This is a genomic window from Gloeothece verrucosa PCC 7822, assembly GCF_000147335.1.
GTDB classification, from domain to species: domain Bacteria; phylum Cyanobacteriota; class Cyanobacteriia; order Cyanobacteriales; family Microcystaceae; genus Gloeothece; species Gloeothece verrucosa.
Window position 1 is genome coordinate 5,691,366 of the sequence record NC_014501.1, and the last position, 13,066, is coordinate 5,704,431.

General features: G+C 39.7%; 11 protein-coding genes. 3 read left to right on the forward strand and 8 right to left on the reverse strand.

Features of this window, described 5'->3' with window-relative positions; all coding sequences use genetic code 11:
• Nucleotides 1–35: 35 nt before the first annotated feature.
• Complete coding sequence (gene prmC, locus CYAN7822_RS25615) at nt 36–935, forward strand: peptide chain release factor N(5)-glutamine methyltransferase (RefSeq protein WP_013325167.1); 900 nt, start codon at nt 36–38, stop codon at nt 933–935.
• 6 nt (nt 936–941) lie between these two features.
• Here prmC and CYAN7822_RS25620 read toward each other — a convergent pair whose 3' ends face one another.
• A complete protein-coding gene (locus tag CYAN7822_RS25620) occupies nt 942–2,426 on the reverse strand; it encodes a CIA30 family protein (protein WP_013325168.1) in 1,485 nt (494 codons plus the stop codon).
• 228 nt (nt 2,427–2,654) lie between these two features.
• Here CYAN7822_RS25620 and CYAN7822_RS25625 point away from each other — a divergent pair, with 228 nt between their 5' ends.
• Nucleotides 2,655–2,984: an RNA recognition motif domain-containing protein gene (locus tag CYAN7822_RS25625; RefSeq protein ID WP_013325169.1), complete on the forward strand. Its 330-nt coding sequence runs from the start codon at nt 2,655–2,657 to the stop codon at nt 2,982–2,984.
• A 289-nt stretch (nt 2,985–3,273) separates the two neighbouring features.
• On the opposite strand, the gene CYAN7822_RS25630 is transcribed toward CYAN7822_RS25625, so the two are convergent.
• The 4 genes from CYAN7822_RS25630 to CYAN7822_RS25645 all read right to left on the reverse strand — a co-directional run bounded on the left by CYAN7822_RS25630 (nt 3,274) and on the right by CYAN7822_RS25645 (nt 6,645).
• Complete coding sequence (locus tag CYAN7822_RS25630; protein ID WP_013325170.1) at nt 3,274–4,731, reverse strand: bifunctional orotidine-5'-phosphate decarboxylase/orotate phosphoribosyltransferase; 1,458 nt, start codon at nt 4,729–4,731, stop codon at nt 3,274–3,276.
• 206 nt (nt 4,732–4,937) lie between these two features.
• A complete protein-coding gene (locus tag CYAN7822_RS25635) occupies nt 4,938–5,885 on the reverse strand; it encodes an ATP adenylyltransferase family protein (RefSeq protein ID WP_013325171.1) in 948 nt (315 codons plus the stop codon).
• Between the two features lie 20 nt (nt 5,886–5,905).
• Entirely contained in the window at nt 5,906–6,235 is a 330-nt protein-coding gene (locus CYAN7822_RS25640; protein ID WP_013325172.1) for a cupin domain-containing protein, read from the reverse strand.
• A gap of 8 nt (nt 6,236–6,243) precedes the next feature.
• Complete coding sequence (locus CYAN7822_RS25645) at nt 6,244–6,645, reverse strand: sll0565 family protein (RefSeq protein WP_013325173.1); 402 nt, start codon at nt 6,643–6,645, stop codon at nt 6,244–6,246.
• An 81-nt stretch (nt 6,646–6,726) separates the two neighbouring features.
• Between CYAN7822_RS25645 and CYAN7822_RS25650 the strand changes: the two genes are divergently transcribed.
• Nucleotides 6,727–7,014, forward strand: a complete 288-nt coding sequence (locus CYAN7822_RS25650) for a DUF6439 family protein (RefSeq protein WP_013325174.1) — start codon at nt 6,727–6,729, stop codon at nt 7,012–7,014.
• Here the strand turns inward: CYAN7822_RS25650 and CYAN7822_RS25655 are convergent.
• The 3 genes from CYAN7822_RS25655 to CYAN7822_RS25665 all read right to left on the reverse strand — a co-directional run bounded on the left by CYAN7822_RS25655 (nt 7,003) and on the right by CYAN7822_RS25665 (nt 12,929).
• On the reverse strand, nt 7,003–7,455 hold the full coding sequence (locus CYAN7822_RS25655) for an ATP-binding protein (protein WP_157871851.1): 453 nt from the start codon (nt 7,453–7,455) through the stop codon (nt 7,003–7,005). The genes CYAN7822_RS25650 and CYAN7822_RS25655 overlap by 12 nt on opposite strands.
• A 521-nt stretch (nt 7,456–7,976) precedes the next feature.
• Complete coding sequence (rlmD, locus tag CYAN7822_RS25660) at nt 7,977–9,359, reverse strand: 23S rRNA (uracil(1939)-C(5))-methyltransferase RlmD (RefSeq protein WP_013325176.1); 1,383 nt, start codon at nt 9,357–9,359, stop codon at nt 7,977–7,979.
• 3 nt (nt 9,360–9,362) lie between these two features.
• Entirely contained in the window at nt 9,363–12,929 is a 3,567-nt protein-coding gene (locus tag CYAN7822_RS25665) for a PAS domain S-box protein (protein WP_013325177.1), read from the reverse strand.
• Nucleotides 12,930–13,066 lie beyond the last annotated feature (137 nt).

A 13,066-nucleotide genomic window follows, 5' to 3' on the forward strand; every position in this document is an offset into this window, starting at 1 on the left:
TAAAAATAATTCAGAAAGTTTTTATTCATAAAAATATGGGAGAAACTGTATCAGGAAAACAACTAAGTCAATGGCAAAACTGGGCAAAAAAAGAATCTATTGCCTCAAAAATATCCCCCAATGAAGTTGATTGGTTACTTCAAGAAGTGGCAGAATTAACCCATTTAGAACTGCGCTTAGAAACCTTTAAGAATAGGTCAAAAATTCCCCTCAAACAGTCTCTATCCGAGTTAACCGATTTATGGCAACAACGCTTAACCTGTCGTTTACCCGTTCAGTATTTAGTCGGTGTTACACCTTGGCGTAAATTTAAAATTAAAGTTTCTCCAGATGTCCTCATTCCTCGCCCAGAAACCGAATATATTATCGATATCGTGCTGAAAGCTATCCCAGAAAGCCCCCTTTTCGATATTGCATCAGGAAATTGGGTAGATTTAGGTACCGGTAGCGGCGCGATCGCTCTGGGACTCGCCGATATCTTGACAAATGCAACAATTTATGCAGTAGATCGGAGTAGGGGAGCTTTAGACATTGCCGAAGACAATGCCATCGAGTGGGGTTTTGCCGAGAGAATTCATTTTAAACAAGGTTTTTGGTGGACACCGTTAGAATTTTTAAGGGGACAAGTGAACGGGATGGTGTCTAACCCGCCTTATATTCCCACAGAGTTAATTGCGACTCTCGACCCTGAAGTGGCTTATCATGAGCCTCATATAGCTTTAGATGGGGGTGAAGGGGGTTTAGAGTCTATTCGTTATTTAATTGAAAGTTCGCCGCCATATTTACGTTCTGGCGGCATTTGGTTAATTGAAATGATGGCCGGACAAGCGGAGCAAGTCGCTCAATTATTAGCGTGTCAAGGAAGTTATCAAAACATTCAAATTTTCCCAGACTTTGCCGGTATTGAGCGCTTTGCTTTAGCTTACCGGCGTTAGTGCTATTTAACTTAAATCACGATTAATCTGAGCAAACAAATCTGGCCAATTAATAGAAGCCGCTTGTTGTTCCTCTTCTCTCACTTCAAAAGTCTTATGACAGGCATTAGGAAGTTCTAAAGCTTCCACACATAACTCGGCGATGGCTTCCCGACTCACTTGACCTTTTATATTATCCCCTTGAGCAAACATTAAAACTTTATCTGCGGGTTTTTCGGTTAAAGCACAGGGGCGAACAATGGTATAAGCTAACCCACTTGAACGCACAACCTCCTCTCCTCGAAACTTCCAAGTCAAAATACCCCCTAATTGATCATTCATCCGCACCGCCGGCGGTTCTTCTTCTAAATTAATCCCAGGACGACCCGGACGAGTTACTCCGGCCGAACTAATCATGATAAATTGGGGTTTAGGTTTACCGCCATAAGCCTTGATTGACTCAATTTCTATGCCAAACAATCCCGGCGAAAATTTAGGATTGAGTCCCCCATTATATTCAAACTTACTCAGCATCAACTGCATGGAATAAACTTTACTCGCATCAAAAGCGCCGGCTTCGGGAACCGTTTTAGCCCGAAAAACCGGAATTAAATCGGCAAAAGGAATCTGTATAGTTTGGGTAAAGTTATAAATCGTATCAAAAGAATAACAGTAACCTATACCATCCCATTTCCCCTCACAACGAATAATAAATTTATAACGTTTACCATCTCCTTGAACCCTCAGTTCAATTCCTTCGTATTCAGATAAATCCAAAGGCGGCTCTAAATTGCGGGTCCGCACAGAAGCAAAGCCCCCGTTATTATCTGTTGACACATTCCCTGAAAAAACTGCTCGTTTTGAGTCGAGTCGCAAAGAACTTTGGCTGACTCCTCCCATCACCACATCATCCACCGCTCCCCATGTTTCTTTTAACTCAGTGCTGGGCTTAGTGAAATCAAAAAGGGTTCTTTCTGGAAGTTTAAATTTTAAATATTTTTGCGCCGCTTCTATTAGATTTTTAATGCCTTGATACTCCACCATCTCGGGGCTATCTACCACTTCAGGTAGATAAAATTTTATTCCCTGATAATACTTTTCTCTGCTAGGCGTATCTCCTTCTACCGGTTGTACCCGCACTCCTGTACAACAAATTATCGCCGCTACATTTTCCATTAACTTTGGGGTTAAGGTTTCTTTAAGAGTCAGGTCGGCTTCAAACAGTTCTACTTTATCCCCTAATATTTCCCTCGCTTTTTGACTATCCCTGACTAAAGCACGTACAGGATATTTATTGTCTAATAAACGACGAACCACGCGCTTACCAACTCCGCCTGTTGCCCCGGCTACCAAAATTGTTCCCATATTCTTTTTCCCCAAATTTACAGTTTGAGTTTGTTGATGACCTCTAAACAGTCGTTGCCAGCAACTGAAAAAAGGAATAACTTCAAAATAATTTAACGTTTCAAAAAATCGTCCGGCATCCCATCGAGGGGGATTTTTTTGATTCATTGTCATCTGCTCCATATTTTTTCTATTCTAACTTTGCAGTTTGTAACATTTTTTCCATAAGGCATGGTCAGAAATCTCTAAACCTGTGTTAGGTTATTAATAAATAAGAGTTAGGTTCAGTTGCGGCAATTGTTTCTAATCTTGATGGATTTCATCGCTAGGTTATAGGCTGGCTGTTGTTTCTGACATGGCTCTACTGCATTGTGATTTGATTTTTGGAGATAATCCATGGCGATTTACGTTGGTAATTTACACTACGAGGTAGAAGAAGGGGAATTACGTGAGGTTTTTGCGGAATATGGTACAGTGAGGCGAGTTTATTTACCTGAAGACCGAGAAACGGGGAAAAAACGGGGTTTTGGCTTTGTAGAAATGTCGACAGATGATGAAGAAGACAAAGCAATCGAAACCTTAGACGGTGCTGAATGGATGGGTCGTCAGCTAAAAGTCAACAAAGCTAGACCTCGGGAAAATGACAACAGGGACAGTAATCGTGGATCAGGTGGCGGCTATCGCAAAAATAATAATTTTTCTCGTCGTGGTGGCGGCGACTATTAATTCTAATAGAAGTGAGAGATTAGATTTGGGATTAGTTTAATGTCGGGTTTCTTGCCTATTCTTTTTCCAGCAATTAATTAATCTAACACTAACTGTATTATGTGCCGCTATTCCTCTTCACTCGGGGAAAATAGCGGTAATTCCCCTTAAAAACTTTCTCAGGCAAAATTAGGAGTTACGCACTCCTAATTAAAAACAATGATTTTATGTCATCTCAAACCCTACTGATTTCATTACAGTGCGTAAGTCCTAAAAATTTAAACCTCACTCAGGGAGGACGGGGTTTTATTTACTGAGAGGAATCTTTTTTCGCTAAACATTGATATTGATGTTCATTGATTCTACCGGCTTCATAAAGGGTTTCTGTGATCTCAGAAATACTTAAAACAGAATAAGCATTATAGCCATGATTTTTAAGTTTATCTTTCACGCCCTCTTCATGATCGATAAAAACGACAATATCTTCTACCTTTAAACCGGCTGATTTTAATTTTTCTGCCCCTTCCATCGCACTTTTGCCACTAATTAAAACATCATCAACCACCACCACTTTTTCCCCAGGATGAAAAGTTCCCTCAATCACTCGACGAGTGCCATGAGCTTTGACTTCTTTACGAGGGTAAATCATGGGATGATGTAAAAGTAAAGATAGGCCGGTAGCAGTGGGTAATGAACCATAAGGAATGCCGGCAATGCGATCAAAGGTTAAAGTTAGAAGAATTTCTGCATAAGCATCTAAGACTTGATGAAAGAGTTGGGGATTAGAAATAATACGACGTAGATCAATATAATAAGAAAAAGTTGCCCCCGATGCTTGTAGATAGTCTCCAAACAAAAGACAGCCTATATCATATAGCTGTAAAATCAAATTTTGATGGGGATGTTGCTTTAAAAAACAGACGTTAGGAGTCCAAAGTTGAGCCGGCAAATCTTCTTTTGCTATCTCAGTTCTAGTTTGATTAATTTCTTCTCTTAAAGCTTTTATTTCTTGAGCGACATTCTTTTTGAGCAAGAAGTCTTGCGGCACAGGAATTAATAAATTATTCCCTTCTTGAGATAAACCTGCCGTTAAAATTGGCTTAAGATTATTACCTTTATCCCAAATACTTCGTATCAAAATAATTCTTTCAGTGGCATAACTCCGTACTTGGTTAAGAATTTCGGGTTTGGTAGTTCCTACTTCTAAAAAGAGTTGCTCGGGAGAACCCCAAGTTTGAGCTTCTCTGACTACTTGTAAATAAAAAGGATTTTCAGCAGTGGGATATTCTTGTAGGTTGATCGCTCCGGCATTATTGGTATGACATAAAATAAATACTCCTTTATCTGGATAGACTAAAAAAGAAGCAACATGATCCAGACCAGCATAAGGATTTAAGGTGACCGCATCCACTTTCCATTGTTCAAAAATGGTTCGAGCAAACACCGTGCTAGTATTGAGGTCCCCGTGTTTAGCATCTAAAATAATGGGGATATGTTGAGGAATTCTATCTAGGACTTTTAAAAGTAATTCTAATCCCTTAATTCCTAAAGCTTGATAAAAGCCTAATGTGGGTTTATAGGCGCAGACTAAATCCGAGGTTTCTTGTATGACATAATTTAACCATTCCCACAAATCCGTGAGCAAATTATCAGGGTCTTCAGGAGAAGATTGCTCTAAAGGCATCATTTCAGGGTTGGGATCGAGTCCTACTACCAGTAAACTTTGATTTTGAGCAATGGCATTTTGTAATTTTTCAAAAAAACTCATATTAATTATCTCTGGAATGATTAGTCATTGGTCATTAGTCATTAGTCATTAGTTATTAGTCATTGGTCATTAGTCATTGGTCATTAGTTATTAAGTACCTGGACATAAATAAAGGACTCTGTATAAAGAATTGTCAAACGCTCACAATTCCCCCACACCCCACACCCCACACCCTAACCTCACAGTTAACTTTAATGAGTGTTCGACTACTGAGTCATTTTCCCTGTTTTCTCTTGCAAGAGCGCCTCTTGCCTATTTAAAGAAACTTCTTTAAGAATGGTTAGCGGCCCGTAATCCTTAATAAATTGCATTTGTTCGGAATTTTTGGCTAATAAAGCACCAGCAAAACCGAGAGAATTTACAGAAATAGATTGAAACAACTCCTGCCTTCGAGGAATAATCATCATCCACTCTCGCGTTGCTAATAAATTATAAGGACCTGTCTGTTTGGGACTTTTAATTTCATCTTCAATTAGTCCTACACTTTTTAATAATTGATAATATAACGCTAAACTCGTTGCGGCTGCATCTATTGGTGAATTGATGCCATCAGGGTTTAACTTGGCGATGGCATGAATAAAGGGCAAATAGAGGCTCCTACCGATTAAATTTGGCTCAAAGACCGTTGAGGCAATAGCGGGATAAATAGGGATTTTTTCGCCGATGGGACTTAAAGGAAGAGGCACTAACTGTAAATGCTTATGTTGCTGAGAAGACCCTGCTACTCGACCACCATTATAAAAAGCTAACCCATCTATTTCTGCTAAAGTTGCCCACAAAGCCTCAAAATCTTCTAAGGTTAGCCAACTGTCTTGGTCCTCAAACAAGCGAGTAATGATCAGCAGATGATGGTCCACAACATTGTATTTATTTAACAGACATAAATGAGTCTGTGAAATATCGCTGACAAATAAATCTTCTTCATAAGGAAGAAACGGGTTAAAGGCTTTTTGTTCTGTGGATTTTTTTTTGGCTTCTTCTTTACGAGCAAGGTTAGAGATGATCCTGACTAAAAAAGTCATACCCTCTTGCTCAACAAATTCATACTCAGTGGGGATCGGTTGAAGTGCCCCGAGTTCAAGAGCTTTTTCGCTTTGCTCTATCACTCTTTTCCATAATGTACCGGGTTGAAGAGTAATGTTTCTGTATGCCATTGGTTCTTGAATGCCAAAATTTAACTTATACTAGCTAAATTAGCATGAATTGCTAACCAGATACAGGGAGGATCAATGCTAGTGTAATCTACTCGATGTTTTTCATGGGCAGGAATCAACAAATAGTCGCCGCCTTTGAGCCGAATTTTTGAGCCATCTTGATAAGAGAGTTCGGCTTCTCCTTGTAGTAAAATTACCCATTCGTCCCGCTCTTGGTCATACCATTGATCTTCGGGTGTAGTTTGGCCTCGAGAAATAATACGCTCTATTTTGAGGTTTTGATTCGATAAAATTGTCTGAAAATATTCCTCATCAGGCAAAATTGCAGGTATTTTTAAAAAATTATCCATTTAAATCCTTATTTGCTACAAGATTTGAGTATCCAACCAATAATGATCCCTATTCCGCCAAATCGAACAATCTGCCAAAATAATTCACTAAGCAGCCCACTTCGTAACCCTTGCCAAAATAGCCGCTTGAGGTCGTCACTAGAGAGTAATGCACTTTCTAGCGTCAGTTGTAACTCTTGTATTTGCGCTTCAATTTGCCTTAATTCTACTTCTAGCTCAGGTGTGGGATGATTTTGCCATGCTTGTTCGCTTAAGGAGCGCTGTTCGTGCAGTTCGGCTTGCCTTTGGCTTTGTTCTAAGATGAGTGCATAGCGTTGCTTAAGTTTTTCTAATGCTTGTTCAGCTTTAGCTAAATCTTGCTCAAATTCTTCACCGTAGTCGTTAAGAGGGTTTGGGCTGCTATGAGACATTCTGTCATGTTTTACAATGCTTGCTTAAACTATATATAGTAGATTTTTTGCTTCCATAATCATTCTCAAATCTAAATTTTTATGTCTCAACAAACTTCGCTATCTCACGACGAGCTTCTACAAGACGTTAGCACTGTTGAACTAGCTCAAGCACTAGCCGCACGTTTGACCATCACTCCTAATGACTGGCATCGTTTAAAAGCAAACCGCAACGCCCAAGCTAGTCAGCTATTGGCGGCGGCTCTAGTTTTTTTGCTTAAGGACCAACCTCAAGAAGCTCTTGAGCGGCTTGAGCAAGCTACTGGATGGCTAGATCGGTCTATTTCTGCGCCTCCTTGTCCAAGTCATGGCAATCATTCAATTAAATAAAGGTTGACGTTTACCTTTTTTAATTTGCTTAGAAAGTCTCAGTTGAGTCCCCTGGCGGTTCCAGTGGACTTGATCAAAGATTTGATGAAGGATACACAACCCTCGACCGCTTTCTGATTCCTCTGGCGGTAAATCGGGTAATGAATGACTATTGCTATGACTATCGCAATGACTATCGCAATCATTATCGCAATTGCATCTATTGACTTGCTCAGTAGCAAAACCGCTACCTTGGTCAGAAATTACCCAAGAGTATCCTTCTTTTGTCACTGAGAATTGAACGACAACTGTTTTGCTTGGATCTAATTTATTACCGTGTTTAGCTGCATTCACGAGTGCTTCTTGTAACCCTAACCTAATCTCTGGCTGCAATTGTTTAGGAATATTTGCCAGCAGTAAATCTAATACTGGGCAGAGGTAGAGGGTGGAAGCGAAGCTCATTGTACTCCACTTAGGTTGAGCGGAAGATGGTGAAATAGCGATCACGGGCTTTACCTCTAAATTTGTATATTAAGTAAATTTTTGCTTATTGGTGGCAAGGTTTATCTTGCGTAGATAATGCTTTCTGAGATGGTTTTAATCAAGATGGCTATTCATCCTTCCATTTTTCATCCTCGTGGTTTTTTTTAAGCTTATTTTTCTTTTTATTTAAGAGGTTTTCTCCTTTAAACAAGATGGCTCTTTTCATAGTTGTTTAAGGATGTGCTTAAGTTTGATTTGTACAGTTAAAGCTCGTTTTAGCTTCATTTACCCAAAAAACATTATCGATAATTTTGTCGTCTAGGTCAAGTGTGCTTGGCTTTTCATTAAAAATTTTTTACTTATTTTAAGGTTTTTCTAATCCCTAATAGATTAGATTTTGGTTAACAACTTAGGCAATTTTTGGGTTAGAATGTCTAGCATTCTATTCCCCTATAAATAGGTATTTTAGGGAAAATTTTCAGTTGTTTCAACCATTAGTATCATATCATATTAAGGGATTCTTGACTCAGAAATGCCGCACATTCGACATGAGAGGTTTGGGGAAAAAAATCTGCTGGCTGCACAAACGTTAAATGATAGCTGCCTTTGTCACAAAGTTGTTTTAGGTCCCGGGCGAGAGTGCCCACTTGACAACTAATATAGACGATACGTGGCGGTTTAAGTTTCAAAAGAGTATCGATCACTGTGGGAGGGCAACCTTTACGGGGCGGGTCTAACAACACTAGATCGGGGGTCATATCTACAAGGGGCAATAACGTCTCCACTGCTCCAGTCATAAAGCTAACATTCGAGAGTCCATTAATTTGTGCGTTTTTTTGAGCTTGAATAATTGAGCTACTGTGAAGTTCTATACCGAACGCTTGTTTTACCCGTCGAGCTAAGGGTAATGTAAACGTGCCAATGCCACAGTAAGCATCAACGAGAGTTTCTGTTCCCTGTAATTCTAGTTTATCAAAAATAACGTCAATTAGAGCCTCGGCGGCTTCGGTGTTAACTTGAAAAAAGGTTTCAGGACGTAACTCAAACTCGAGTTCGGCAAAAATTTCTCGTAAATAGGGGCGACCTGCAACGGTTTGGGTTTGCTCCCCAAAAATCACATTAGTTTTGCTCGGATTGTAATTGAGGCAAACTCCGACTAATCCCGGATAGCGTTTTAACCAAATTTGGGCTTGTTCCTCAATGCCTTTTAAGTGAACATCAGTTGTTACTAAAGTTAATAAAATTTCGCCGGTGCGTCGTCCGATGCGTAAACTCAGATGGCGCAATTGTCCTTGATGGTGTTTTTCCTGATAAATTGTCCATTTCCGCTCGGCAATATCGGCTTTGATCTTGGCTAAAAAAGGATTGAGGCGGGGATCTTGCACCGGACATTGATTAAGATTAACAATGTGATGAGTCTGGCGGCGATAATAGCCAGCTTTAACGGTTCCTTGAGCGGAAATTCCGAGCGGATAACTGGCTTTATTGCGATATTCAAGCGGCTTGAGTTCGGGGCGGTTTCCCTCTCCTAAAATTGGGGCTACGGGAGGATCACAAAACCCTCCGATTCTTTGCAAGGTTTGGGTTACCATTAGGGATTTAGCGGTTCTTTGGTATTCTGGGTTAATATGTTGCCATTGACAGCCGCCACACTTATCAGCCACGATACAACGGGGGCGAATGCGATGAGGAGAAGCTTCGATTAATTGCTCGAGTTTTCCATCAGCATATTGCTTTTTAAAGTTAATTAAACGTACTAAGGCGAGATCACCAGGCACCGTATCAGGAACAAATACCACCCATCCCTCAATACGTCCTACACCATCCCCACTACTGCTAAGGTCAGTAATTTCAATTTCCACGAGATCGCCTTGTTTAGTCATTAGTTATTTCCAACAGGGAAAAGCTTGAATTAAAGTGCCTGCTTCTTTTGGCGGCAAAGGTTTAGAAAAGAAATAACCCTGTGCCTGTTCACATTCTAACCATTGGAGTTGCTGTAATTGCAACTGAGTTTCTACGCCTTCTGCGGTCACTGTCATCTCTAAAGAGTGTGCCAGAGTAATGATGGCATGAACAATTTCTGCATTGCTATTGCCCGGCTGCATCTGCATGACAAAGGAGCGATCAATCTTAACGGTAGTCACCGGAAAACGATGTAAATAACTTAAAGAAGAATATCCCGTCCCAAAATCATCCAAGCATAATTCTATATTACGCTTTCGCAGTTCAATGAGAATATTCATGGCTATATCCACATTTTCCATTAACATACTCTCCGTTATTTCTAATTTTAAACTGCTCGGGTCTATGCCGGTCTGTGCCAAAATCTCATCAATTTCTTCTATGAGATGAGAATTCCTCAGTTGTTTACTAGAAAGATTGACGCTAATTTGCAAGGGATTTTTCAGGTTATATTGCTCTTGCCACAATTTAAGTTGGCGACAAGCCTGTTGAGTAATCCATTTTCCCATCGGTACAATTAAACCTGTTTCTTCAGCAATAGGAATAAACTCAACCGGGGAGATCAATCCTTTTTTCGGATGTTGCCAACGAATTAAGGCTTCAAACCCAGTTAAATAACCCGTACTTAAGGACACAATTGGTTGATAATATAATAAAAATTCTTTTAGCTCAATGGCTTGCCGCAGTTCAATTTCTAAGTGTAAACGTTTAACGGCTCGTAGGTGCATTTGTTGATCAAAAACTGCATAACCTCCCTTTCCCCATCTTTTAGCCTGATACATGGCGGTATCGGCATCTCGTAATATTTCCTGTGGATGAATATAACTGGGATCACTCAGCGCAATACCAATACTGGTACTGATAAAAACTTGTTGACCATTGAGGTCATAAGGCTGAGTCAGGTCGTTGTGAATTTTTTGAGCGGCTTTGAGCGGCTCATCGGTACTTTGAATCTCTTCTAAGAGAATGGTAAATTCATCACCCCCAAACCGGGCTAGAGTATGCGGCACACTCAAGCTGGTTTTTAGACGTTGAGCGATGGCTATCAAGAGTTGATCCCCGACAATATGACCTAAACTATCATTAACCACTTTAAAGTCATCGAGATCGAGGAAAAGAACCGCAAAAAAAATATTTTCTCGGTTTTGATTTTTTTTCAGGGCTTCTTCTAATTTTTCCAATAAAAAGATACGATTGGGTAGACTGGTGAGGGGGTCGTGATAGGCATTATATTGAAGTTGTTCGGTAAAGGATTTGCGCTCAGTGATATCGCTATCAATTCCCTCAAAACGAATCGGTTTTCCAGTAGGGTCATAAATGGTACGAGAACGACTGTAAAGCCAGCGAACTGTTCCATCTGGTCGCACAATGCGATATTCATATTCACTATGTCCTGTGTCCTCGAGAGCTTTGAAATGAGCATCGATAAGTGCTTGATCGTCAGGGTGTACCAGGTTAAACCAAAGATTTCCTTCTGCCAACAATTGCTCAATCGAACAGCCATATACTCTTTCGGTAGCGGGATTAAGATAAATCAGGTTTAAAGTGGTGGCCGAAGTTGACCAAACGACATCTTCAATAGAATTAAGAATACTTTCTAGGCGTTGCTCACTTTCAGAGAGAGCTTTTTCTATTTGTTTGCGCTCAGTAATATCTCTAAGAGAGATTAAATGAGCTTTTTGCTGTTCCCAGATAATTAGCCCTACCCGCATTTCAGCAACAATCAGTTGTTGGTTAGCATGACGAATAAAAATTTCGGTGGTTTTTCCATCCACAAAAGGAACACCAAAATGTTGCTCGAGCAATTCCTCTTGAGAACGTCCAAAAAGTTTCTCGCCTGCGGGATTAATAAATTTAATATTTCCTTGGTTATTTACGACAATTAACCCATCAGAGATAGTGGTAATAATGCGGCTTAAACGATCTTCACTTTCTCGTAAGGCGATCTCGGCTTGAGTTTTTTCGCTAATATCCACCACTTGACCCACTAAATTTAGGGGTTTGTCTTGTTCGTCTCTAATCAATCCTACGTGAAGCATTCCATAAAGAACTTGGCCTTTTTTGGTTAAATAACGTTTTTCCAGACGGTAGTAGGCAATTTCTCCGGCTAATAATTTTTGATGGAGAGGTATTTCATTTTTTAGGTCATCAGGATAGGTTAAATCTCCACAAGTGCGCTTGAGTAATTCGGCTTCTGTAAAACCCATCATCTGAGAAAATGCCTCATTAACTCGCACTAATTTTCCTTCTGGAGTAGCTATGGCTATGCCTATAGGCGAGTGTTGAAAGACTAGCCGGAATTGTTCTTCACTTTTTTTAAGGGCTTCTTCGGCTCGTTTTCGCTCAGTAATATCTTCAGAAATACAGAGTAAATATTGCGGTTGATCTTGCTCATCGTAAAGGGGAATTTTTACGGTATGAAGTAGTCTTTTTCCTAACGAGTAGCTATCCGCCTCTTCTTCGGGGATTTCTAGCGGCATACGGCGGGCAAAAGTCTCTCGATCTTTTTGGTAAAAAAATTCGGCTTGCGAGTCAGAGAAATGCTCAAAAGTTGTTGAACCGATGGCTTCTGTGGCACTGATTCCAAAAATTTTTTCACAGGTTTTGTTCCATAAAATTATTTGACTAAATGTTTCGGGTTTACCATCTTTAACAAAGACCGCTAAGGGTAAATGGTCAATCATCGTTTGTAAAAAATTGCGGGTTTGCTGAATTTCTGCCTCAGTCTGTTTTCGCTTAGTAATATCGTGAGCAACAGCATAAATTAACCCTTCTTCTACATAAGGAACGGCTGTCAAAGTTAACCAGCGATAAGTTCCTTCTCGAGTGCGATAGCGATTTTCAAAGTGGTAAGTTAATTGTCCTCTACCTAGTCGTTCGATTTCTGTTAAGGCGGCTTCTCGTTCATCAGGATGAATTAATTCTATGAAGGGTTGACTTATGAGTTCTTCTGTAGAATATCCTAGCGTAGTTTCCCAAGCAGGATTTAAGCATTTGAAATAGCCATCAAATCCAGCAATACAAAGTAGGTCTAATGAAAGCGTAAAAAAACGCTCTCGTTGTATTTCAGCTTGTTTAGGTTCGGTAACATCAGTTTTAACGCCAATACAATTGGTACAATTTCCTTGCTCGTCTTGGCTATAATTTTTTAGGATAACCTGACAGGTTTTTGCTGCTTGACTAGATTCTCTGAGCTTTTTTAGACCATTTTGTTTCAAATTATCTTTTTGAAACTCTAACAAATGTTGTCTTATTTTAAGCTTTGTTTCTAGTAATTTGTTTTCTTCTCTAGCTGCCTGCAATTCTTCTTCCAGGGATTTAATTTTTATTTGTGCTTCTAATAAGTTTTCTTCTAATTGAGTTTTTGAATAAGCCAGAGATTGAGCCAAACTGGAATATTTTTTCAATTTTATTATCCAAGAGATTAGGATAAATAACACGAGTCCTCCTAGACTTAAATTAAGACTTTCTGTAGCGAGATGATAGCTCATAGATACTCTGACTGGCCTGTTGCTCTTGGGATAGCATTAGTAAAATAGGAATTTTTTTGAACGAGTGTTAAGTTATGGATTCCAAGGGGAATCTTTTAACTTAGTGCCCCTAGGTACATAAACTTAGTGATTAAGAT

Bases quoted from the DNA above. Each gene is read 5' to 3' on its own strand.
- prmC (WP_013325167.1), top strand. From the start codon at position 36: ATGGGAGAAACTGTATCAGGAAAACAACTAAGTCAATGGCAAAACTGG.
- CYAN7822_RS25655 (WP_157871851.1), bottom strand. From the start codon at position 7,455: ATGAGCTTCGCTTCCACCCTCTACCTCTGCCCAGTATTAGATTTACTG.
- rlmD (WP_013325176.1), bottom strand. From the start codon at position 9,359: ATGACTAAACAAGGCGATCTCGTGGAAATTGAAATTACTGACCTTAGC.
- CYAN7822_RS25665 (WP_013325177.1), bottom strand. From the start codon at position 12,929: ATGAGCTATCATCTCGCTACAGAAAGTCTTAATTTAAGTCTAGGAGGA.
- CYAN7822_RS25635 (WP_013325171.1), bottom strand. From the start codon at position 5,885: ATGGCATACAGAAACATTACTCTTCAACCCGGTACATTATGGAAAAGA.
- CYAN7822_RS25640 (WP_013325172.1), bottom strand. From the start codon at position 6,235: ATGGATAATTTTTTAAAAATACCTGCAATTTTGCCTGATGAGGAATAT.
- CYAN7822_RS25630 (WP_013325170.1), bottom strand. From the start codon at position 4,731: ATGAGTTTTTTTGAAAAATTACAAAATGCCATTGCTCAAAATCAAAGT.
- CYAN7822_RS25625 (WP_013325169.1), top strand. From the start codon at position 2,655: ATGGCGATTTACGTTGGTAATTTACACTACGAGGTAGAAGAAGGGGAA.
- CYAN7822_RS25650 (WP_013325174.1), top strand. From the start codon at position 6,727: ATGTCTCAACAAACTTCGCTATCTCACGACGAGCTTCTACAAGACGTT.
- CYAN7822_RS25645 (WP_013325173.1), bottom strand. From the start codon at position 6,645: ATGTCTCATAGCAGCCCAAACCCTCTTAACGACTACGGTGAAGAATTT.
- CYAN7822_RS25620 (WP_013325168.1), bottom strand. From the start codon at position 2,426: ATGAATCAAAAAAATCCCCCTCGATGGGATGCCGGACGATTTTTTGAA.